22 protein-coding genes are annotated in these 20,338 nt (G+C 69.0%); 16 read left to right on the forward strand and 6 right to left on the reverse strand.

Translation table 11 applies throughout. The annotated features are described in order from the left end of the window. Positions 1–35: 35 nt before the first annotated feature. Positions 36–509, reverse strand: a complete 474-nt coding sequence (locus tag G369_RS0115685) for a Fur family transcriptional regulator (protein WP_020723089.1) — start codon at positions 507–509, stop codon at positions 36–38. A gap of 202 nt (positions 510–711) precedes the next feature. On the opposite strand from G369_RS0115685, the gene G369_RS0115690 reads away from it, so the two are divergent. From G369_RS0115690 to G369_RS0115720, 7 genes are all read left to right on the forward strand, one after another. Beyond that, positions 712–1,722 (forward strand): Bug family tripartite tricarboxylate transporter substrate binding protein, encoded by a 1,011-nt coding sequence (locus tag G369_RS0115690; RefSeq protein ID WP_019654961.1) that lies wholly within the window; start codon positions 712–714, stop codon positions 1,720–1,722. Between the two features lie 135 nt (positions 1,723–1,857). Then, positions 1,858–2,520: an alpha/beta hydrolase gene (locus G369_RS0115695; RefSeq protein WP_019654962.1), complete on the forward strand. Its 663-nt coding sequence runs from the start codon at positions 1,858–1,860 to the stop codon at positions 2,518–2,520. A gap of 30 nt (positions 2,521–2,550) precedes the next feature. Further along, positions 2,551–2,868: a putative quinol monooxygenase gene (locus G369_RS0115700; RefSeq protein ID WP_019654963.1), complete on the forward strand. Its 318-nt coding sequence runs from the start codon at positions 2,551–2,553 to the stop codon at positions 2,866–2,868. A 137-nt stretch (positions 2,869–3,005) separates the two neighbouring features. Further along, on the forward strand, positions 3,006–4,565 hold the full coding sequence (gene gshA, locus G369_RS0115705) for a glutamate--cysteine ligase (RefSeq protein WP_026346406.1): 1,560 nt from the start codon (positions 3,006–3,008) through the stop codon (positions 4,563–4,565). Between the two features lie 150 nt (positions 4,566–4,715). After that, a complete protein-coding gene (locus tag G369_RS0115710; protein WP_019654965.1) occupies positions 4,716–5,642 on the forward strand; it encodes an SDR family NAD(P)-dependent oxidoreductase in 927 nt (308 codons plus the stop codon). 100 nt (positions 5,643–5,742) lie between these two features. After that, on the forward strand, positions 5,743–6,162 hold the full coding sequence (locus G369_RS0115715) for a nuclear transport factor 2 family protein (RefSeq protein WP_019654966.1): 420 nt from the start codon (positions 5,743–5,745) through the stop codon (positions 6,160–6,162). After that, positions 6,152–6,628 carry a MerR family transcriptional regulator gene (locus tag G369_RS0115720; RefSeq protein WP_019654967.1) on the forward strand — a complete coding sequence of 159 codons (477 nt, stop codon included), beginning with the start codon at positions 6,152–6,154 and terminating at the stop codon, positions 6,626–6,628. Before G369_RS0115715 ends, G369_RS0115720 begins: the two co-directional genes overlap by 11 nt. Here the strand turns inward: G369_RS0115720 and G369_RS0115725 are convergent. The 3 genes from G369_RS0115725 to G369_RS0115735 all read right to left on the reverse strand — a co-directional run bounded on the left by G369_RS0115725 (position 6,615) and on the right by G369_RS0115735 (position 8,273). Continuing rightward, positions 6,615–6,974 (reverse strand): HPF/RaiA family ribosome-associated protein, encoded by a 360-nt coding sequence (locus G369_RS0115725; RefSeq protein ID WP_019654968.1) that lies wholly within the window; start codon positions 6,972–6,974, stop codon positions 6,615–6,617. The genes G369_RS0115720 and G369_RS0115725 overlap by 14 nt on opposite strands. A gap of 102 nt (positions 6,975–7,076) precedes the next feature. Next, entirely contained in the window at positions 7,077–7,505 is a 429-nt protein-coding gene (locus tag G369_RS0115730; RefSeq protein WP_019654969.1) for a CBS domain-containing protein, read from the reverse strand. Between the two features lie 144 nt (positions 7,506–7,649). Next, positions 7,650–8,273, reverse strand: coding sequence for a SmpA / OmlA family (locus G369_RS0115735; protein WP_019654970.1), 624 nt, complete (start codon positions 8,271–8,273; stop codon positions 7,650–7,652). 225 nt (positions 8,274–8,498) lie between these two features. On the opposite strand from G369_RS0115735, the gene ylqF reads away from it, so the two are divergent. From ylqF to G369_RS35830, 3 genes are all read left to right on the forward strand, one after another. Beyond that, positions 8,499–9,455, forward strand: coding sequence for a ribosome biogenesis GTPase YlqF (gene ylqF / locus G369_RS0115740; RefSeq protein ID WP_019654971.1), 957 nt, complete (start codon positions 8,499–8,501; stop codon positions 9,453–9,455). A gap of 46 nt (positions 9,456–9,501) precedes the next feature. After that, positions 9,502–10,083 (forward strand): Crp/Fnr family transcriptional regulator, encoded by a 582-nt coding sequence (locus G369_RS0115745; RefSeq protein ID WP_019654972.1) that lies wholly within the window; start codon positions 9,502–9,504, stop codon positions 10,081–10,083. Between the two features lie 84 nt (positions 10,084–10,167). Further along, a complete protein-coding gene (locus tag G369_RS35830; protein WP_019654973.1) occupies positions 10,168–10,749 on the forward strand; it encodes an anthrone oxygenase family protein in 582 nt (193 codons plus the stop codon). On the opposite strand, the gene G369_RS37120 is transcribed toward G369_RS35830, so the two are convergent. After that, complete coding sequence (locus G369_RS37120) at positions 10,656–11,477, reverse strand: hypothetical protein (RefSeq protein ID WP_132797645.1); 822 nt, start codon at positions 11,475–11,477, stop codon at positions 10,656–10,658. The two genes, G369_RS35830 and G369_RS37120, sit on opposite strands and share 94 nt — an antisense overlap. Positions 11,478–11,695: 218 nt before the next feature. On the opposite strand from G369_RS37120, the gene G369_RS0115760 reads away from it, so the two are divergent. The 6 genes from G369_RS0115760 (at position 11,696) to G369_RS0115785 (ending at position 18,545) form a co-directional block, all read left to right on the forward strand. Then, positions 11,696–12,151 carry a Fur family transcriptional regulator gene (locus G369_RS0115760; protein WP_019654975.1) on the forward strand — a complete coding sequence of 152 codons (456 nt, stop codon included), beginning with the start codon at positions 11,696–11,698 and terminating at the stop codon, positions 12,149–12,151. 92 nt (positions 12,152–12,243) lie between these two features. Next, positions 12,244–12,393: a type B 50S ribosomal protein L36 gene (gene ykgO, locus G369_RS0115765; protein WP_019654976.1), complete on the forward strand. Its 150-nt coding sequence runs from the start codon at positions 12,244–12,246 to the stop codon at positions 12,391–12,393. Positions 12,394–12,526: 133 nt separating this feature from the next. After that, positions 12,527–13,234 (forward strand): ABC transporter ATP-binding protein, encoded by a 708-nt coding sequence (locus tag G369_RS0115770; RefSeq protein WP_019654977.1) that lies wholly within the window; start codon positions 12,527–12,529, stop codon positions 13,232–13,234. A gap of 164 nt (positions 13,235–13,398) precedes the next feature. Beyond that, on the forward strand, positions 13,399–14,799 hold the full coding sequence (locus tag G369_RS0115775; protein WP_019654978.1) for a DUF3526 domain-containing protein: 1,401 nt from the start codon (positions 13,399–13,401) through the stop codon (positions 14,797–14,799). Positions 14,800–14,811: 12 nt separating this feature from the next. Further along, entirely contained in the window at positions 14,812–16,317 is a 1,506-nt protein-coding gene (locus G369_RS0115780) for an ABC transporter permease subunit (RefSeq protein WP_019654979.1), read from the forward strand. A 47-nt stretch (positions 16,318–16,364) separates the two neighbouring features. Continuing rightward, positions 16,365–18,545, forward strand: a complete 2,181-nt coding sequence (locus tag G369_RS0115785) for a TonB-dependent receptor (RefSeq protein WP_019654980.1) — start codon at positions 16,365–16,367, stop codon at positions 18,543–18,545. A gap of 10 nt (positions 18,546–18,555) precedes the next feature. On the opposite strand, the gene G369_RS0115790 is transcribed toward G369_RS0115785, so the two are convergent. Next, positions 18,556–20,199: a DUF4139 domain-containing protein gene (locus G369_RS0115790; RefSeq protein ID WP_019654981.1), complete on the reverse strand. Its 1,644-nt coding sequence runs from the start codon at positions 20,197–20,199 to the stop codon at positions 18,556–18,558. Positions 20,200–20,338 lie beyond the last annotated feature (139 nt).

Below are 20,338 nucleotides of genomic sequence, written 5' to 3' on the forward strand. Positions count from 1 at the left end.
ACACGCAGCGCGCGCAGCCTTGGGGGGCTGCCTTGTTACCTCGCGCAGTCGCCGCAGGTGCCGTGAAGGGTGAGGGCGGTGTGGCGCGTGTCGATGCCCTGCTTGCGCAGCGCCCGGCCCAGCCGCCCCATCACCTTCGGCAGTTCCGGGTCGGAGGGCAGGGCCAGCACCTTGTGGCACTGGTCGCATTCGAAGGTGTTGCCCGACTCGGCCTCCACGTGGCGCGAGAAGCGGTTGACGCGGTCGGCGCCCACGCGGCGGTCGCACAGGCCGGCCTCGACGAGGCGGTCGAGCACACGGTAGACCGTCACCCGGTCGGGCGCCTCGCCGGCGGCGGCGGTATAGGCGGCGGCCACTTCCTCGTGCGTCAGGGGCTGCGAGCTGTGCTCCAGCAGCTCTAGCACGGTCTGGGCGGCGCGCGTCACGCGCAGGCCGCTCTCGCGCAGCAGGGTTTCGCTGTCGAACGGGGCTGCGCGCTGGGGCTTCGGATGCGAGGTCGGGGTCTTCATGCGGTCTTCTTGCGAAACGCCATTGTGTTGCATCCCGGGGCGGCGAGGGTAGGGGCGGAGGAAATGACCTGCCTGGCGAAGTTCCGCCCGGCCCGGGCGCATATGCCGGAATGCGCCTAAGCATCTGACGAATGGGTCGTTCGCCTGCGCGCCGCGGCGCGACAGAATCGCGCCCTTTGTCTTCTGCGATCGAAAGTCCCCCATGCGTGCCCCCCTGCGTGCCCATTCTTTCCTGTCGAAGCTGCTCAAGCCGGTCCTGCTGCTGGGGGTCTGTGCTTCCCTGGCGGTGGCGGCGCAGGCGCAACCGGCCGCGGCGGCCTATCCGTCGAAGCCCGTGCACATCACCGTGGCGAACACGCCCGGCAGCTCGCCCGACGTGCTGGCGCGCTACCTGGGACAGCGGCTGTCGGAGCAGTGGAAGCAGCCGGTGGTCGTCGACAACCGCGCGGGCGCGGGCGGCATCCTGGCGGCCGACGGGCTGGCCAAGGCGCAGCCCGACGGCTATTCGCTGCTGGTGGGCGCCGACGGGCCCATCACCATCCTCCCCAACCTCCAGCCCGGCCTTCCCTATGACGCGCGGCGCGATCTGGTGCCGGTGGTGTCGCTCGGGCAGATCGACTTCGTGCTGGTCGCCAATCCGAAGACGGGCTTCCGCACCGTGGCCGACTTCGTGCGCGCGGCCAAGGCCAGGCCGGGGCACATCAACTACGCCTCCGCCGGCAACGGCAGCCCGCAGCAGCTGAGCATGGAGCTGCTCAAGCAGAAGGCGGGCATCTATGTCACCCACATCCCGTACCGCGGCGGCCCGCTGGGCATGCAGGACGTGATCGCGGGGCAGGTCGACGTGATGTTCATCGCGGTCGGGCCGGCGCTGCCGCACATCCGCAGCGGCCGGCTGGTGGCGCTGGGCACCAGCGGCGAGAAGCGCCATGCGCTGCTGCCCGAGGTGCCGACCGTGGCCGAGAGCTACAAGGGCTATCGCTCGGGCACGTGGTTCGGCCTGTTCGCGCCGGCGCGCACGCCGCAGCCGGTGCTCGACGCCATCGCCTCAGAGGCCGGGCGCATCGTGCAGGCCCCGGCCGCGCGCGCCGAACTCGCCGCGCAGGGCATCGAGGCCACGGGCTATGCGCAGCGCCAGTTCCAGACGCAGGTGGCAGCCGAGTACGAGCGCTACGCGCAGATCGTCAAGGCCGTCGGCATCAAGGCCGAATAGCAACGTTTCGCCCCCGGAGGTAACGGCGGGGCCGCACATCGAAACGATGTGCAAGTCGGCCTACCGCCCGTTTCGGAGCGCCGGACCGGGATGCGCTAAGGTCCGGGCATCCGTTCCCGAATACCCTTGCCGACCATGTCACGTCCTCCCATCGAGATCGAAACCGCCCCCAACCCCATCGCCACGGTGATCGTGATGCACGGCCTCGGCGCCGACGGCAACGACTTCGTGCCCATCGCCGGCGAACTCGACCTCTCGGCCGTGGGGCCGGTGCGCTTCGTGTTCCCCAACGCGCCCGTCATGCCCGTGACCATCAACGGTGGCTACCAGATGCCGGCCTGGTACGACATCTCGGTGGCCGACCTCCAGGTGCAGGAGGACGAAGCCGGCCTTCGCCGCTCGCAGGCGACCATCGAGGCCATCATCGCCAACGAGAAGGCCCGTGGCATCGCCGCCGGCCGCATCGTGGTGGCCGGGTTCTCGCAGGGCTGCGCGATGGCCCTGATGACCGGCCTGCGCCACACCGAGCGGCTCGCCGGCATCGTCGGCCTCTCGGGATACCTGCCGATCGCGGCCACCACCGCGGCCGAGCGGCATGCAGCCAACCACGAGACGCCGGTGTTCCTCGCCCATGGCCGGCAGGACCCGGTGGTGCCCTACGCGGCCGCAGTGCGCACGCGCGAGGCGCTCTCCGCGCTGGGCTACGCCGTCGAGTGGCACGAATACGCCATGGCGCACTCGGTGTGCATGGAAGAAATCGCCGACCTCAACCGCTTCCTGCTGCGGGTGCTCGGCTGAGCCCGAACGAGAACGAACAAGGAGCCAGCGATGATCCTCGTCATCGGCCACGCCATGGCCAAGCCCGACACCCTGCAGGCCATGCTCGCCATCAGCATCGAACACGTGCGGCACTCGCGCGCGGAGCCCGGCTGTATCTCGCATGAAGTCTCGACCGACGCGCAGGAGCCGCTGCGCCTGACCTTCGTGGAGCGCTGGAGCGACATGGACGCGCTGCAGGCGCATTTCCGGGTCGAGGCCTCGCGCGCCTTCGCCAAGGCGCTCTCGGCGATGGCCGAGGGCACGCCGCAGATGCACGTCTATCGCGCGGACGAGATCGACCTGTCGGCCGGCCAGGCCAGGGCCTGAATCGCGCCCGCGACGCCCACAGCTATCAAAAACATAGCGCCCGACAGGGTAGCCAGCCCAGGGATTCCCTGCACGAGCAGTGCCCGCTTGCCCGTGCTACCTTCCAGCCCCTCAGAAGATTGATGGGTCATAACAATATGAGCAACAGATTGCAGGAGAGGTTGGGTGCACTTTCAGCCACACGACTGAAGGGCATGCGACGTGGAATCGAGAAGGAAAGCCTGCGCGCGCTGCCCGACGGCAAGCTCGCGCTGACGCCGCATCCGCTGGCGCTGGGCTCCGCGCTCACGCATCCGCACATCACCACCGACTTCAGCGAATCGCAGCTCGAACTCATCACGGGCGTGCACGCCGACGTCGATTCGGCCCTCGAGGAGCTCACGCGGGTGCACCAGTTCACCTACCGTGTGCTCGACGGCCTCGGCGACGAGCGCCTCTGGGTGTCGAGCATGCCCTGCGGCCTGCCGACCGACGAGACCATTCCGATCGGCCGCTACGGCTCCTCGAACGTTGGCCGCGCCAAGAGCGTCTACCGCATGGGCCTGAGCCACCGCTACGGCCGCCGCATGCAGACGATTTCGGGCATCCACTACAACTGGTCGTTGCCCGAGGTGTCGAGCGAAGAGTATTTCGCGCTGATTCGCAATTTCCGCCGCCACGCCTTCCTGCTGCTGTACTTGTTCGGCGCCTCGCCGGCGCTGTGTTCGAGCTTCGTGGCGGGCCGCCCGCACGAGCTGCAGCCGCTGGGCGACGGCAGCATGTTCATGCCGCACGGCACCTCGCTGCGCATGGGCCGCCTAGGCTACCAGAGCGACGCCCAGGCCTCGCTGGCCGTGAGCTACAACAGCCTCGAAGGCTACGCCGCCTCGCTGCAGGACGCGCTCACGCGCCCGTGGCCGGCCTACGAGGCCATCGGCATCCGCAACCTGGGCGGCGACTACAACCAGCTCGGCACCAGCCTGCTGCAGATCGAGAACGAGTTCTACGGCACCATCCGCCCCAAGCGGGTGATCAACCCCGGCGAGCGCCCGCTGCATGCGCTGCGCGAGCGCGGCGTGGAGTACGTCGAGGTGCGCCTGATGGACCTCGACCCCTTCGAGGCCGTCGGCATCAACGCGCAGACCATGCGCTTCATCGACGTGTTCCTGCTGCACTGCCTGCTGAGCGACAGCCCCGACGACACGCCGCAGGAAATCGCCGACCTCGCCCAGAACCAGCACCTCACCGCCGCGCGCGGCCGCGAGCCGGGCCTGAAGCTGCGGCGCAACGGAACGGAAGTGACCCTTGCCGACTGGGGCCTGGAGCTGGTCGAGCAATGCCTGCCCATCGCCGCCGCGCTCGACGCGGCCCAGGGCAGTGGCACGGCGCATGCCGACGCGGTGCGGGCCGCCGTGTCTGCGCTGCGCAACCCCGACAGCCTGCCTTCGGCCCGCGTGCTCGCCGCCATCGAGAACGAGCATGCCAACTCCTTCATCGGCTTCGTGCGCGACCGCTCCGAGCAGACCCGCGCGACGCTGCTGGGCCTGCCGTTCTCGGCGGCGCTGCAGGCCGAGTTCGAGCGGATGACGGCCGAGTCCATCCAGGAGCAGAAGCGCATCGAGGCGGCCGACACCATGCCGTTCGAGATCTACCGCGAGCAGTACGTCTCGCCCGCGCGCCTGGGCGTGCCGCGCAGCCGCACGGCGGTCGCTGCCTGAGCCGCCGCTGACACGCTGGTGACTGGCGCCGGCGCGCCGATGCTGCGCCGGGTCCGCTTTCTGGGGTAAAACGCCTCGCTGTCGCCCGGGTGAGGCTCGCCCGGCGCGGCATCGAACAACGGCAACTCCCATGGAAGGCGATACAGAGACATGAGCAACGGCAGCAATCTCGATTTCAAGGGCCGCGTGGCCATCGTGACCGGCGCGGGCGGCGGCCTGGGCCGCCAGCATGCGCTGGCACTGGCGGCGCGCGGCGCCAAGGTGGTAGTCAACGACCTGGGCGGCGCACGCGACGGCTCCGGCGGCTCGGTGAGCGCCGCGCAGGCGGTGGTCGACGAGATCAAGGCCGCGGGCGGCGAGGCGATCGCCAACGGCGCCTCGGTCACCGACTTCGAGGCGGTGCAGGCCATGGTCAAGGAGGCGGTCGACGCCTGGGGCCGCGTCGACATCCTCGTCAACAACGCCGGCATCCTGCGCGACAAGAGCTTCGCCAAGATGGACCTTGCCGATTTCAGGCTGGTGGTCGACGTGCACCTGATGGGCGCCGTGAACTGCACCAAGGCCGTCTGGGCGCTCATGAACGAGCAGAAGTACGGCCGCATCGTGATGACCACCTCGTCGTCGGGCCTGTATGGCAACTTCGGCCAGAGCAACTACGGCGCGGCCAAGCTCGCGCTGGTGGGCCTGATGCAGACGCTGAGCATCGAGGGCGCGAAGAACGACATCCGCGTGAACTGCCTGGCGCCCACGGCCGCCACCCGCATGACCGAGGACCTGTTCCCCAAGGAAATGCTCGAGGCCTTCCGACCCGAGGCGGTGGTGCCGGCGATGCTGGTGCTGGCCGCGCAGGACGCGCCCAACCGCACCATCCTCTGCGCGGGCGCCGGCACCTTCGAGGCCGCGCACATCACGCTGACGCAGGGCGCCTGGCTGGGCATCGAGGCCGACACGCCCGAGCAGCTGGCGGCGCGCCTGTCCGAAGTGACCGATCGCGAAGGCGAGGCGGTGCCGCAAAGCGGCGCTGCGCAGGGCGCCAACGAAGTCGCCAAGGGCATGGCCAACGCCAAGCGGAACTGATCCCCGGCATCGTGTTCATGGCGCTTGACCTAGAGCGCACTCGAGCATTTCCAATGAATTCACCGGATATCCGGTTGATTCAAAAGAAGGAAATGAAGCCATGAACACGATCGAGAACAAGGCCATCGTCCAGCACATCCACGACGAGCTGGACAAGGGCAACGGCCAGCCCTTCGTCGACAGCCTCGCCGACGACGCGAGCTGGAAGCTGGAGGGCAGCACCGCGTGGTCGCGTACCTACCAGGGCAAGAAGGCGATCCGCGAGGAACTGCTGAAACCGCTCTTCGCCCAGTTCGCGGCGCCCTACAGGAGCAAGACCGAGCGCGTCATCGCCGAGGACGACCGGGTGGTGGTGCTCTTCAGCGGCGACGTGCCCACCAGGGCCGGCAAGCACTACAACAACCGCTATTGCTACGTGTACCGACTCGAAGGAGGCAAGGTGAAAGAGCTGACCGAGTACTTCGACACCGCCCTCGTGCAGGAGGCGTTGCAGCCTCCGGCCGCCCTCCATGCGGGCTGAGAAAGCCGTCGAGAGGGGCTCTCCCTTCCATATCGGCGAGCTGGCGGTGCGAACCGGCCGCACGGTGCACGCCATCCGCTGGTACGAGACGCAGGGCCTCGTGCCCGGCGTGGCGCGCGACGAGGGCGGCCGGCGCCTCTACGTCGAGCTGCACGTCGGCTGGCTGGATCTGATGGAGCGCCTGCGCAGCACGGGCATGTCCATCGCCGAGATGCGCGAATACACCGCGCTCACCATGAAGGGCAAAACCACGCTGCGCGAGCGGCGCGACATGCTGGCCGCGCACCGCGAGCGGGTGAACGAGACCATCGCCGGGTGGAAGAGGGCGCTCTCGCTGGTCGAGCGCAAGATCGATTTCTACGACGAGTGGATGGCCAGCGGCCACCGCCCGCCGCTCGTCGACGCCAGGCCTTCGCCCGCACCAGCGCCGGCCAGGCGCGGGAGCCGCGCCGCTACTCGGCGATGAAGTTCGGATCGGTGCGGATCGAGTCCCGGTCCCGGTGGTTGTGAAGCCGGCCCAGGGTGTTCTCGATCAGGCGCTTGAGCTTGTCGGACGCACCCCGGAAGGCCTCGTCGAGGCTGCCCGCGTGCTGCGTCACCGCCAGCGGCTGGTGATGCGCGAGGCGCGCCTCCATCACGCAGCACTTGTCGCTGCCGCCGGCCTTGTCGTGGTTCTCGTCGCTCAGGTGCACTTCCACGCGCGTCACGTCGTCGACGAAACGGCTCAGGTTCTGCTTGATCTCCGCGTCGGCCCAGCGCTCCAGCGCGTCCTTGTTGGTGATGCCGTTGCTCGTGTTGACCTGGATCTGCATGCAATTTCCTCCGCTGGATGGATGAACGAAGGGTCACTTTGCACCCGCGGCGCCCGCCAGGGCGTAGGCCTGTTCCCTGCATGTGCGCCGGGCAGGGCCTGCTCAGCTCTGGATGTAGGTGGTGAGCTGTTCGATGGTGGCTTCCTGGTCGGAGATGATGTCGTCCATCAGGTCCTGGATGGAGATCATGCCGACCACCTTGCTGCCGTCGACCACCGGCAGGTGGCGGAACTTGCGCTGGCTCATGAGCGCCATGCACTCGCGGGTGCGGGTCTGCGGGGTCACGGTCATCACGTCGGGCGTCATGATCTCGCGGACCTTCATTTCCTTGGAGTTCTTGCCCTGCAGCGCCACCTTGCGGGTGTAGTCGCGCTCGGAGAGGAAGCCCACCAGCTTCTCGCCGTCCATCACCATCAGCGCGCCCACCTCGAAGCGCGCCAGGATGGAAAGCGCGTCGAACACGCTGGTGTCGGGGGAGGTGCGCCATGCTGCGGAATCATGGCGCTTGAGCAGTTCGGAGACGGGTTTCATCGTTGGCAACTCCATGAAGGGTTTCGATTCGACCGACGCTCGGGCGCCGCACTCGAACAAATCATAGAGGCGATGGATGACCGCGCGGCGCAAAAACTCTAAGGGAATGCGCGTGTGTGCAAGACACGCGCAATGCGCGAGAACTTAAGGCTGCGCAGCCGCCGCCGCAGGGGTGGCCACGAACACGCGGCTCAGCGAGATCGCGTCGCCCACAACCGTCTTCACCAGGCCCTTGTCGTCGAACTGCACCTGGAACTCCGACCAGCTGTCGCGCCAGTAGCGCCACACGGGCGCGTCGAGACTGGGGTTCTCGCTGGCCACGGGGTAGGCGATGGCCATCAGCACCTGTTCGCGCGTCATGCCGGGCATCACCTTGCCGGCGAGGATAGCCTCGCGCACCGGCGCGGGGAAGGTGGCCATCTTCTGCTTCGGGTCCGCGGTCACCACGTAGCGCTGCGCGAAGGTGGGCAGCGGGATGTTGCGGCTGTAGTCGTTCTTGATGCGCTGCTGCTTGCCTGCGAGCTCAACGCCGAACCAGCGGAAGTCGTAGGTGGTGATGCGCGCCGGCGTGCCCACCGCGACGATGCTCGTGCCCTGTTCGTCGTAGTTGATGTCGCTGATCGAGTCGCCGTAGGTGCGCATGTTGCAGCACAGGTAGCCGCTGATCAGCGGGCCGGGTGGCGGGGAGGGCCGCTGGGCATGGGCGACGGTCACGGTCGCGGGCATGACGATGGCTGCCAGCAAGGCGGCGGCAAGGCGCTTGGACATGTGTGGATTTCCCTCGGAGTTGTTGGTGTCGCTGCGGGAGCGCTGTCCTCGGCAGCGAAGGGATTCTAGGAGCGAACAATCCCGCACCGAAGGCAGAATGCGCGCCTGCAGCTATGGAAAACGTAGCAACCAGCTTGCGTTCAGGTTGCCGGTTCACAATGCGCATCGGCCCTGCACGGGCCCCATTCCCCACAGAGACAGCGCGAAAGAAAGAAGAGCCCACCGATGGCGATCCAGTGGTTCCCCGGTCACATGTATTCGACCCAGAAGGCCATCACCGAAAGGGTGAAGGACATCGACGTGGTCATCGAGCTGCTCGACGCACGCCTGCCCGGCTCCAGTGCCAACCCGATGCTGGCCGAGCTCACGGCGGGCCGGCCCACGCTCAAGGTGCTCAACAAGCAGGACCTGGCCGACCCCGAGCGCACCGCGCTCTGGCTGGCGCACTACAACGCGCTGCCGGCCACCCGCGCCATTCCGCTCGACGCGAGCCAGACCACGCCGGCCCAGCAGATCGTGAAGGCCTGCCACGAGCTTTCGCCCAACCGCGGCGGGCTGGCCAAGCCGATGCGGGTGCTGATCTGCGGCATTCCCAACGTGGGCAAGTCCACCCTCATCAACACCCTCACCGGCAGCCGCAAGGCCAAGACCGGCGACGAAGCCGGCATCACCAAGCTCGAACAGCGAATCACCCTGGCCGACGACTTCTACCTGTGGGACACGCCCGGCATGCTTTGGCCCCGCATCATCGTGCCCAAGAGCGGCTACAACCTCGCGGCCAGCGGTGCCGTCGGGCGCAACGCCTTCGACGAGGAGGAAGTGGCGCTCGAACTGCTCGGCTACCTCAAGTCGAACTACGCCGCCGGCATCGCCGCGCGCTTCAAGCTGGTGGAGCTCGACGCCGAGACCATGGCCGGCATGAAGGACGAGGCCCTGCTCGACACCATCGGCCGCAAGCGCGGCGCCCTGCTGGGCAAGGGCCGCGTCAACCTGCAGAAGGCCGCGGAGATCGTGATGCACGAGTTCCGCGCCGGCAACCTCGGGCGAATCACGCTCGAGACGCCCGAGGAGTTCGCCGCGTGGCTGGCCGAGGGCCAGCGTGCGGACGCCGAACGCGCCGCGAAGAAGGCCGCGCGCAAGCAGAAGGGCAAGCCGAAGCCCGAGGCCGGGCAGGACGACTGAGGCGGCCGCGATGCCTGCCGGGCGTGACGACGATACTTCGGCCGCCATGGCTTGGCACCAGGCGCTGGCTAGGCGCTTTCCCGAACTGGCGCCGGCGTCCCTGACGACACTCGCCGGGCAGGCGCGCCGCGAGACACCGGCTGCGCAGGCGACGCTGTTGGCGGCTGGCGACGTGTGGCGGCACGCCTTCTGGGTCGAGCGCGGCATGCTGCGGCTCTGCTACATCGACAGCGAAGGGCGTGAGTCGAACAAGAACTTCCACGCCGAGGACGCATTCATCTGGCCCGTGACCGAGGCAATGCAGCGCGAGCCCGCGGCCTTCTTCATCGCCGCACTGAACCCGGCCACTGTCTGGCGCCTGCCGTACGCCGCGCTGCAGGCCGAGGTGGGCGAGCTGCCTTCGTGGACGGCGCTGCGGCTGCAGGCGCTCGCCGGCCTGCTCGACGACAAGATGCGGCGCGAGCAGACTTTTCTGCAGTGCACGGCACGCCAGCGCTACGAGGCCCTCCTGCGCGAACGCCCCGAATGGACCGGCCGTATCCCGCTGCGCCACCTGGCTTCGTACCTGGGCATGACGGACGTGTCGCTGTCGCGGCTGCGCGCGGAGATGGGACTTATCGAGGGTTAAGGCGCCGAACGCGCAGCGGCGGGACAGTGCAGGCTTTCCTTTCCCGCAGGAGGAGCCCCCGCAATGTTCTCTCGCCGACCGGCCATGTCGCCCTCGTTAGCCTGCCACGCGCTGGCCATCTTCTGGTTGAGCGTGATGGCCGGCTTCTTCTGGACCTACAGCGCCAACGTGAATTTCGCGACCCTGGAGATGGACGGCGCCACCTACGCGCGCGTGCAGTCGGGTCTGAACCGCAACGTGCGGCACGCGATGTTCTTCGGCTTCTTCTTCGGGCCGCCGCTGCTGTGTGCGCTGGCATTGGCCACGGCCTGGAGTGCGCGCCACAGGGGCTGGTGGCGCTGCCTGCTGCTGGCCGGCGTGCTCTACGGCCTGGGCATCGTGGTGTTCACGGCGCAGGTCAACCTGCCGCTCAACGCGCACACCGAATCGTGGGATCCGCGGGCATTGCCGCCAGACTGGGCGCGCACGCGCGAGCGCTGGAACGCAGCGAACCTCTGGCGCACGATAGCCGGTGCGCTGGCTTTCGGGCTGGCGCTCGCGGCCCTGTGCGCTCGGGCAGTGGCGGCAGCGGCTCAATCCAGCGCGAACAGCGCCGCGGCAGCCTCGTCGAGCGCGGCGACCCTGCGCGAGTCGGAGCCCGGGCCCGCCGCCTGTAGCGCGCGCTGATACATGGCCACGCGCGTGGCCGACACCGGCCTGCACAGGGGCCTGCCGCGCGTCTGCGCAATGCCCCGTCCTGGCACCACGTAGCGCCCCGGGTTGAGCCGCGCGAAGCGGATGTACGCCTGCAGCGTGGGCAGGATGTCGCCGTGCAGCGCGTTCATGCGCCTTTCCGCGTCCATGCCGATCTGTGCTCGGCCCTTCGCGTCCCTGGTGATCGGCAAGCCCAGGATGTCGGCCATGTCGATCTGGAAGTGCGTGAAGTCGCCGTAGGGGCGCTTGCAGTCGATGACGAAGCTGTTCCAGTTGGCGTGCTGCAGCAGGCGGATGTGCTCGGCCGTCACGTCGAAGGCGTTGCGCTTCTCGAAGGGCGGCTGGAACGCGTAGTGGCCGGCCACGAAGCTCGCGTGCAGGAAGAAGGCGGCGGCCACGTTCACGAAGCGCTCGAAGACCGGCGAGTTGCCGCCGTCGAGTACCTCGCCGAACTGCTCCAGCGTCATGTCGGGCGGCACGATGGCGGGCGCGCCGGATTCGCAGCCGACCCACTCGGCATGGCTGCGGCGGAACCAGTCGATGTCGGCCTGCGTGATCTCTATGCTGCCCGGTTGGGGCGAAGCCGCCGGTGCGGCCGCAGGCGTGTCCGGCGACCGGCCGCATCCCGACGCGGCCAGCAGGGCGGCTGCGGTGCATGCGGCGGAAAGTGCCAGCGCATCCCGCCGATGGAACCATCTCACGTTGTTCTCTCCACTGAAAAAGCTGTCCATCTCTGTCTTTGCAGCGCAGGACGATGCCATGCGGGCCTGACAGCTGCCTGAGGACGGCCGGGCCGTGCGCCGGAACGCGTGGCAGAAGACAATGGGGAACCCTCAGGAAAAACGGGGCTCCCACGGCGGGCCTGCACCAGCCCGAAGCCTCCATCCAGCCAGCAAGCCAGCCAGCGACCCGAATCCAGATGCAACGTCTCACGCGTCAACGCAACGCCGTCTTCTCCGCCTTCAGCGACGCAGGCCGCGTCCTCACCGCCCCGCAGATCCTGGCGCACGCGCGCGAGATCGTTCCGGAGATCAGCCTCTCCACCGTCTACCGCCAGGTTTCGCTGCTCTTGGCCGATGGCGAGATCGCCAAGGTCGAGCTGCCCGGCGAGCCCGCCCGCTACGAGGTGGCGTGCAAGCCCGCGGCACATGGCCAGCCGGGCCACGGCGACAGCCACGCCGACCACCACCATCACTACTTCCACTGCTCCAGCTGCGGGCAGGTGTACCTGCTGCATTCCTGCCCCGGTCCGATGGACGACCTGGCGCCGAAGGGCTTCCAGGTGAAGAGCCACGAGGTGACGCTGCACGGGATCTGCGCCTCTTGCGCCGGAGCGGAAACGACCGGCAAGGGGCGCGCAGGCAAGTCGCACTGAGCGGCGGCTTTCATCGGGCTTTCAATTTATTGAGAATGGATTCTCAATAACGTATAGTCGCGGGTCCGAATCCTCCGGCTCCGATCCCGACCATGCAAGTCCTGTCCTCGCTCAAAGAAGCAAAGAAACGCCACCGCGACTGCCAGGTGGTGACGCGGCGCGGCCGCACCTACGTCATCTGCAAGTCCAACCCGCGCTTCAAGGCAAGGCAGGGCGGCGCCAAGAACAGGCACAAGCGCTGAGCGCAGGCACCGGGCGCCGCCGCGGCTGAATCGCCGGCGCTCCGGGCTTTCCCATCACTGAACGACCGCTTTGGCGCGCATGCGCCGGCGCGCGGCTGCGCTCGTCTTTTTTCCTTCTCACCGGGTTCCTTCCATGCTCCGAGCCATCGGCCTCACCAAGCAGTACGGCGCGCACACAGCGCTCGACAGCCTCGACCTCGACATCCGCGCCGGCGAAATCTACTGCCTGCTGGGCGCGAACGGCGCCGGCAAGACCACGACCATCAACCTGTTCCTGAACTTCGTCGAGCCGACCTCCGGCACGGTCGAGATCAACGGCATCGATGTCGTGCGCCACCCGGTGGCCACCAAGCAGCACGTGGCCTACATCCCCGAGCAGGTCACGCTGTACGGATCGCTCTCGGGGCTGGAGAACCTGCGCTTCTTCGCCGGGCTCGCGCTGGGCCGCGAGCTGCCGCGCGATCGGCTGCTTCGACTGATGACCGAGGTGGGACTGGACCACGCCGTGGCCGACAGGCGCGTGTCGGCTTACTCCAAGGGCATGCGCCAGAAGGTGTGGATCGCCGTGGCGCTGGCCAAGCAGGCGAGGGCGCTGCTGCTCGACGAGCCCACCTCCGGGCTCGACCCCCAAGCCGCCAGCGAGTTCTCGGGCCTGCTGCGCCGCGCCGCCGACGGCGGCGTGGCCGTGCTCACCACCACGCACGACCTGTTCCACGCGCAGCAGACCGCCACGCGCGTCGGAATCATGAAGCGCGGCCGGCTCGTCGAGAGCCTGGACGGCGAAGCGCAGATCGCGCGCACCGACCTGCAGTCCCTCTACCTGCAGCACATGAGGACATAGGATGAAACTCACCCCCAGTCTTCGCGCACTTCGTGTCGCTTCGCCAACCCCCTTTCAGGGGGCGACACCGGCAGCCCGGCAAAGCCGGTTCCGCGGTGTCTCCCGAATGGATCGCGCCACTTTCATGCGTTGTGTGTCGCGCGCAGAGCGGTGGAGCAACTGACATGCTTCCTTGCTGGATCGCACGCCGCGAATTCCTCGAACGCCTGCGCGACGGGCGCCTCTACTGGGCAGGCGGACTGGTCGCCGTGCTGCTGCTGACTGCGCTGGCCGTGGGCTGGGCGCACCAGCGCGCCGCGCAGGCGGAGCAGCGCGCCGCACAGGCCATGGACTACCACGACTGGCTGCGGCAGGACCGGCGCCATCCGCACGACGCCGCGCACCAGGGCATGCACGCCTTCAAGCCCGAGGCGGCGCTGTCGATGATCGATCCGGGCATCAACCCCTTCATCGGCAGCACCGTGTGGCTGCAGGCGCACCGCCAGAGCGAGGTGAAGTTCAACGCGGCGCAGGATGCGACCGGCCTGCAGCGCTTCGGCAATCTCTCGGTCGGCTGGATCCTGCAGGTGCTGGGGCCGCTGCTGGTGATCGTGCTGGGCTTCAACGCCTTCGCCGGCGAGCGCGAGCAGGGCATCCTGCGGCAGACGCTGAGCCTGGGCGTGTCGCCGCTGCGCCTTTTGGGCGGCAAGGCGCTCGCACTGGCCGGCTCGCTGGCCGCGCTGCTGGTGCCGGCCGCACTCATCGCCGCCGTAGCGGTGGCCGCCGGCGCGGAAGAGGGGGAGTGTCTCGACGCGCTGCTCAGGCTGGGCGCCTGGTCGCTCGGCTATGCCGTGTACCTGGGCATCTTCGTCTTCGTGGTGCTCGGCGTGTCGGCGCTTTCGTCGACCTCGCGCATGGCGATCACGCTGCTGTTGGCGCTGTGGATCGCGCAGGCAGTGATGGCGCCGCGCGTGTTGTCTGAGCTTTCGCGCGCGTGGTTTCCCAGCCCGACGCGTCTCGAGTTCAACCAGGCGCTGGGGGCCGAGCTCAAGACCGTGTCCGACGGCGTCTGGCAGAAGAACTTCGGCTCCACCGAGCGCTGGGGCCGCGACGTGCCGCTGAGCAAGTGGGGCATCGCGCTGCGCCTGGACGACCAGGCCTCCTACCCGGTGTACGACCGCCACTACGGCCGCCTGTGGGACACCTGGGAGCGCCAGCAGGCAGTGCAGGAATGGAGCGGCCTGCTGCTGCCCATCCTCGCGGTGCGCAGCTTCTCGATGGGCATGGCGGGCACCGACTTCGCGCACCACCGCAGTTTCACGACCGCGGCCGAACTGCATCGCCGCCACATCCAGGACCTGATGAGCGCAGACCTGGTGGCGCATGCCGATCCCCTGGGCGGCCAGCATTTCGCCTACCAGGCCGAGCCCGATCTGTGGGCGACCGTGCCGCCCTTCGACTACCAGCCGCCAAGCGCGGCCTGGGCGCTGACGCACCAGGTGCGCAGCTTCGCCGTGCTGTGCGCCGGCCTGCTGCTGGCCGCCGCCTTCGCGGCCTTCACCGCCTCGCGCCAGCGCGCGCTCTGAGGTAAGCAGCAGATGACGACGTCACCTTCCTCCTCCGTTTCCGCTTCCTTCGTCGATCCTCCACAGGGCCGCCGCCTGCTGGCGGTGATGCGCCAGGAGTGCCGCCTGATGCTCGCCGAGCGCACCCTCTGGGCCGCCGGTGCGCTGTTCCTGCTGCTCGTGGCCTATGCCCTCGGCAACGGGCTGCTGCAGACCGCGAGCCGCGACCGCGCGCAGGCCGCAGTGGCGCAGGCCGACCGCGAAGCCCGCGCGGCGCAGCGCGTCTTGCTGGAGAACATCCTCGCCGGCACCGCGCAGCCCACGCCCTTCGAGAACCCGGCCGACCCTTCGCGCATGGCCAGCGGCTATGGCGGCCACCACGCGATCCTGCCGACCGCGCCGCTGGGCCCGGTTGCGCTGGGGCAGAGCGACCTGTTCCCGAGCCAGTTCAAGGTCACCGGCCAGAGCCGCGTGGTGTTCATGAACCCGAGCGACATCGAGAGCCCCTGGCACCTGCTGAGCGGGCATTTCGACCTGGCCTTCGTCATCGTCTACCTGCTGCCGCTCCTGATCTTCGCGCTGGGCTACAACCTGCTGTCGGCCGAGCGCGAGAACGGCACGCTGAGGCTGCTGCTGTCGCAGCCGCTGCGGCTGCGCACGCTGCTCGCGGGCAAGCTCACGGTGCGCGCCGCGGTGCTGCTGGGGCCCGCCGTGCTTCTGCCGGTGGCGGTGCTCGTGGTGGCGCGCCAGGCCGGGCTGACGGGCTCGCCGGGCGCCGTGCTGTGGTGGTGGGCGCTGCTGGTGGGGGCGTACGCGCTCTTCTGGTTCGCGCTGGTGGTGGCGGTGAACGCCTTCGGCGCCTCGTCGGCGACGAACGCGATGGTGCTCGTCATCGCCTGGGTGCTGCTGGTGCTGGTGGCGCCGGTGCTGCTGAACCTCGTCGTGACGCAGGCCAGCCCCGCGCCTTCGCGCACCGAGCTGGCCACGCGCCAGCGCATCGTGACGGCAGAGGCGATGAAGCGCCATGCCGACCTGATGAGCACCGACTACCAGCACGTCGGCCGCGGCGCCATCCTCGTGCCGCGCGAGGGCAAGATCGAGATCGCCGGCCGGCTGCTGGGCAACTACCTGATCGAGAAGGAAGTCGACGAGGCCATCAGGCCTGAGCTCGACCGCTTCGATGCGCAGCAGGCCGGGCAGCAAGCGCTGCTGGCGCGCTTCAGCGCGGTGTCCCCGGCGGCCGTGGCCTACGAGGGCATGACGGCGCTGGCCGGCACCGGCACGCGGCGGCAGGCGCGCTTCGAGGCGCAGACCGTCGCCTATCACGAGGCGTGGAAAGGCTTCTTCTTCCCGCGCATCGACGCGCGCGATGCGCTTTCGCCCTCCGACTTCGACCGCATTCCCGCGTTCGCCTGGCAGGAGGAGTCCGCCAGCCTCGTACGCGGACAGGCCGCGCTTGCCGTGCTGCAGCTGCTGGTGCCTGGCCTGCTGCTGTTCGGGCTGGCCGCATGGCGGCTGCGCCGCTTCTCGGTCGCGTAGGCGCCGCCCCGGTTTTCTTTCCTTATTGCATTCAAGCAAGCAATCCAATGACCATGTTCATCCGCACGGCCATGGCGGCGGCCGCCGTCACCGCATTCCAGGCCTCGTACGCGCAGGAAGGCGCGGAACTCGGCACCATCACCGTCGAGGGCAGCCGCGAGGCCGACGGCCTGCATCTCAGGGAGTCGAGCGGCACCGCATCGCGCCTGGGGCTCTCGGTGCGCGAGACGCCGGCCTCGGTCGAGATCCTCACGCAGGACGCCATCCAGCAGCGCGGCGCGCGCACCTTCAGCGAGGCGCTGCGCGGCATGACGGGCCTCACCGGCGGCGGCCCGCCGTCGTCGCCGACCACGCTGTCCACGCGCGGCTTCAGCAGCCTCATGTACCTGTACGACGGCGTGCGCAGCTCAGGTGCGGGCGTGACCAACCGCGTGCAGGACACCTGGAACTACGAGCGCATCGAGGTGCTGAAGGGCCCGGCCTCGGTGATCGACGGCGAGGGCGCCATCGGCGGCGTCGTCAACTTCGTGACCAAGCGTCCCGACCGCAGCAACCCGAACAAGGAGGCGCTGCTCTCGTACGGCAGCTACGGCTCGACCCGCGCCGCGTTCGGCTTCGGCGGTGCGCTCGGCGACGCCAGCGCCTACCGGCTGGACTACAGCCGCAACGACACCAAAGTGGGCACGATCGCCCGCAACGGCGAGCGCATCGACCACTTCACCAGCGGGCTGATGGTCGACTTCGGCGGCTCGGTGAAGCTCGACCTTTCCTTCGACTACCTGCGCGACGGCAACCAGGCCTACTGGGGCACGCCGCTGGTGCCGGCGAGCTTCGCCACGCAGCCCACGAACGTGGTCAGCACGCCGGACGGCCGCGTGATCGACCGCCGCCTGACGCGCAGCAACTACAACGTGCCCGACGACAGGAACTCGTCCGAAACCTACTGGCTGCGCGCGCGCCTTACGGGCCGGCTCGACGGCGGCTGGTCTTGGCGCAACGAGCTATCGGCCAACAAGGCGGACCGGGTGTTCCGCAACTCCGAGAGCGCGGTGTTCGTGGCGCCCGCAAGCATCGCGCGCGACCAGACGCTGATCACGCACGACCAGGACTTCTGGCTCGACCGATTCGACCTGACGCACAAGGGCAAGCTCGGCGGTATGGACAACCGCTTCGTAGTCGGCGGCGAGTACAGCGAGACGCGCTTCGGCAGCCGGCGCCGCTTCTCCGACAGCAGCGCCGCCACCGCCAGCCTGCTGCGCGTGCCGGTGTTCGATCCGTACCTTGCGCCCTTCGACGAGAACCCCGCGCTCAGCACCGGCGCGGGCAACCGCACCAACACCAGCGCGAAGGTGAAGGTGAGCTCGGTCTTCGTGGAAGACGCGCTGAAGCCCTTGAGCAACCTCACGCTGGTGGGCGGCCTGCGCCACGACCGCACCGAGGTCGACCGCGGCATCGCCGACCTGAACCTGGGCAGCTACACGCGCTTCGGCGCCAGCTACCGCGCCACCTCGGGCCGCATCGGCGCGGTGTACGACATCACGCCGCAGTCGAGCGTGTACGCGCAGTACACCAATGCCACGCTGCCGGTGAATTCGCTCTTCCTGCTGTCGGCGTCGAACGCGGCCTTTCCGATGTCGCGCGGCAAGCAGGCCGAGGTGGGCTTCAAGCAGAGCATTCCCGAGGCGAAGCTGGAGTGGACGGCCGCGCTCTACAAGATCGCGCTCGACAACGTGCTCTCGCGCGACCCCAACGACGCCCGCAACACGGTGAACAACGGGCGTCAGTCGTCGCGCGGCATCGAGCTGTCGACCGTGTGGCGCCCGACGCGCGAATGGACGCTGGCCGGCAACCTCGCCGCGCTCGACGCGCGCTACGACACGCTGATCGAGGCCGGCGGCGTCTCGCGCGTGGGCAAGACGCCGCCCAACGTGCCCGAGCGCGTGGCCAACCTGTTCGCCACCTACCGGCCCGACGGATCGAAGTTCGAGTATTTCGCCTCGCTCAACCACACGGGCCGCATGTACACCGACAACGCCAACCAGATCCGCATCAACGGCTTCACCACGCTCGATGCGGCGGTGAGCTACCGCATGCAGAACGTGCTGCTGAGCTTCCGCGTGCGCAACCTGACCGACAAGCTCTACGCCACCTGGGCCGGCCGCGCGACGAGCCAGGTGCTGCTGGCGCCGCGGCGCACCTTCGAGCTGTCGGCCAAGTTCGACTTCTGACAGGGCGCGTTCAGCGCATCTGCAGCCGCGCGTCCTTCGGGTAGCCGATGGTGTAGTCGGCCGTCACGCGCGCGGTCTGGCCGGCCGCAAGGTCGAGCTGCCACATCGCCAGGCCGGGCTGCCTGTTCCAGGCCAGCTCGGCGGGCTGCGGCGAGAACTCCGAGGCCACGCGTACCTTCTCGTCGACCGACACCGGTGCGGCCTCGAGCACCTGCACCGCGATCGGCGTGCGGTGGCGGTTCTCGACGACGTAGGCGCGCTGCACCTTGCGCTCGGCGCGCGAGCCGGCGAAGCCGCCGGTGCCCTGGTTGTCGCGCTCGGGCTCGGCCTGCACGCGCACCAGTTCGTCGCGGCCGAAGGAGAGCGACAGGCGCGCGTCGCTCGGCGCATTCCAGCGTCCGCTGCCCACGAAGGCGCCGTCGCGGTACAGCTGCATCGGGCCGGCCGGCCACACGCCCGCGGGCTGGTCGAGTTCGGCGACGAGGAAAGCGCTGGCGTCGACGCGCGGGCTGGTGCGGGCTGCAAGCCTGGCCGTGTCTTCGTGCTGTCCCAGCGCCATGGTCACGCGCTGGCCGTTGGAGGGCACGTCGATGGGCTGCGCTACGGAGAATTCGGTGGCGAAGCTGTTGTCGAACACGCTCACGTCGAACAGCGGCTCCTGGCGTTCGCGGCCGTCCGTCGCCTTGCGCGCCATCAGCGGCGCGGGGGCGATGGCTGCCGCTGGCGCGGCGGGGTAGGCCATCTCGGCCTGCGGGCGCGGCGGCGGCTCGATGCCGATGCGCCACGCCGAGGGCAGGCGGCCGGTGGTCTCGCGGCGCGGCTGGCCGGTGGACAGCACCAGCTTCACGCCGCGCCAGTCCTCACCCGTGGCCTGTGCCACCAGGGCCTGGCGCTCGATGCGGACCTTGCGCGTGGCGGTGTCGAGCAGCGCGCGGTAGGTGGGCGTCCAGCCCGGGCCGTTGACCTGGTAGCTCAGCTTCACGTCGGCATCGGCGCCAGCGGCCAGCGTCACCGTGACGGCCGTCACCTGGCCGCCGTTGCCCTGGGTGCGGGTGCGCTCGGCCAGCAGCGGGTTGAGCTGGCGGTCGATCTCGGCCTGTCTGCGCTGGATCTGGTGCTGCTTGAGCAGCGAGTCCTGCCCGGTGCGGCGCATGGCCTCGGTCATCGCGGCGAGGTTGCGCGCGTCCATCGGTGCGCGGGCGCCTGAAGTGTTGTCGCTCCCGCCGGCCAGCCCCTTGAGGTAGCCGGTGACCATGCCGAGTGCATCGGTCTCCGCCTGCAGGGCGGCCTTCTGGTCCTCGAGCTCGCGGATGCGGCCGTCGAGCGGGCTGGTCGAACAGCGTGCCGAGAGCTCGCGCTGCTCGCTGAGCACCGAGGTCTCTCCGATGCGCACCGAGGCATCGGCCGATACCTGCAGGCTCTGTACGTCAAGCCCGGCCGGCAGGCAGGCGAAGGTGACCGAGCGCGCGCCGGCCGCGACGCGCGCCACGCGCTCCACGGTGGCGCTGCCCGGGTAGACCTTGACCTGCGTGATGCGCGAGTCGGCCGCCATGGCCGGCGGCGTTGCAGCCTGCCCCTGGGCGCTGATGCTCAGGACCAGAAGCAAGGCGGCGCCTGCGGTGGCGCGGAGGAGGGCGGAAGTCGATGCTTTCATGGGATGCCTTTGGAGCGGAAGTGATGAATGACCCCGGCTCATACGGACGGCCCCGGCGAACGGGGTTAAGGCATCGTCGAAAAATTTCTGCGCAGCCCGGCGGTGCTGTCGCCAATGCAACCGCCGCGTCGTTTCCGGT

This window comes from Variovorax atrisoli 110B (assembly GCF_000382045.1).
Classification (GTDB): Bacteria; Pseudomonadota; Gammaproteobacteria; order Burkholderiales; family Burkholderiaceae_C; genus Variovorax; species Variovorax atrisoli.

Bases quoted from the DNA above. Each gene is read 5' to 3' on its own strand.
- G369_RS0115730 (WP_019654969.1), bottom strand. From the start codon at position 7,505: ATGAAACCCGTCTCCGAACTGCTCAAGCGCCATGATTCCGCAGCATGG.
- G369_RS0115725 (WP_019654968.1), bottom strand. From the start codon at position 6,974: ATGCAGATCCAGGTCAACACGAGCAACGGCATCACCAACAAGGACGCG.
- G369_RS0115760 (WP_019654975.1), top strand. From the start codon at position 11,696: ATGCAACGTCTCACGCGTCAACGCAACGCCGTCTTCTCCGCCTTCAGC.
- G369_RS0115700 (WP_019654963.1), top strand. From the start codon at position 2,551: ATGATCCTCGTCATCGGCCACGCCATGGCCAAGCCCGACACCCTGCAG.
- ykgO (WP_019654976.1), top strand. From the start codon at position 12,244: ATGCAAGTCCTGTCCTCGCTCAAAGAAGCAAAGAAACGCCACCGCGAC.
- G369_RS0115770 (WP_019654977.1), top strand. From the start codon at position 12,527: ATGCTCCGAGCCATCGGCCTCACCAAGCAGTACGGCGCGCACACAGCG.
- ylqF (WP_019654971.1), top strand. From the start codon at position 8,499: ATGGCGATCCAGTGGTTCCCCGGTCACATGTATTCGACCCAGAAGGCC.
- G369_RS0115775 (WP_019654978.1), top strand. From the start codon at position 13,399: ATGCTTCCTTGCTGGATCGCACGCCGCGAATTCCTCGAACGCCTGCGC.
- G369_RS0115695 (WP_019654962.1), top strand. From the start codon at position 1,858: ATGTCACGTCCTCCCATCGAGATCGAAACCGCCCCCAACCCCATCGCC.
- G369_RS35830 (WP_019654973.1), top strand. From the start codon at position 10,168: ATGTCGCCCTCGTTAGCCTGCCACGCGCTGGCCATCTTCTGGTTGAGC.
- G369_RS0115690 (WP_019654961.1), top strand. From the start codon at position 712: ATGCGTGCCCCCCTGCGTGCCCATTCTTTCCTGTCGAAGCTGCTCAAG.
- G369_RS0115685 (WP_020723089.1), bottom strand. From the start codon at position 509: ATGAAGACCCCGACCTCGCATCCGAAGCCCCAGCGCGCAGCCCCGTTC.
- G369_RS0115780 (WP_019654979.1), top strand. From the start codon at position 14,812: ATGACGACGTCACCTTCCTCCTCCGTTTCCGCTTCCTTCGTCGATCCT.
- gshA (WP_026346406.1), top strand. From the start codon at position 3,006: ATGAGCAACAGATTGCAGGAGAGGTTGGGTGCACTTTCAGCCACACGA.
- G369_RS0115735 (WP_019654970.1), bottom strand. From the start codon at position 8,273: ATGTCCAAGCGCCTTGCCGCCGCCTTGCTGGCAGCCATCGTCATGCCC.
- G369_RS0115790 (WP_019654981.1), bottom strand. From the start codon at position 20,199: ATGAAAGCATCGACTTCCGCCCTCCTCCGCGCCACCGCAGGCGCCGCC.
- G369_RS0115785 (WP_019654980.1), top strand. From the start codon at position 16,365: ATGACCATGTTCATCCGCACGGCCATGGCGGCGGCCGCCGTCACCGCA.
- G369_RS0115710 (WP_019654965.1), top strand. From the start codon at position 4,716: ATGAGCAACGGCAGCAATCTCGATTTCAAGGGCCGCGTGGCCATCGTG.
- G369_RS0115720 (WP_019654967.1), top strand. From the start codon at position 6,152: ATGCGGGCTGAGAAAGCCGTCGAGAGGGGCTCTCCCTTCCATATCGGC.
- G369_RS0115715 (WP_019654966.1), top strand. From the start codon at position 5,743: ATGAACACGATCGAGAACAAGGCCATCGTCCAGCACATCCACGACGAG.
- G369_RS0115745 (WP_019654972.1), top strand. From the start codon at position 9,502: ATGGCTTGGCACCAGGCGCTGGCTAGGCGCTTTCCCGAACTGGCGCCG.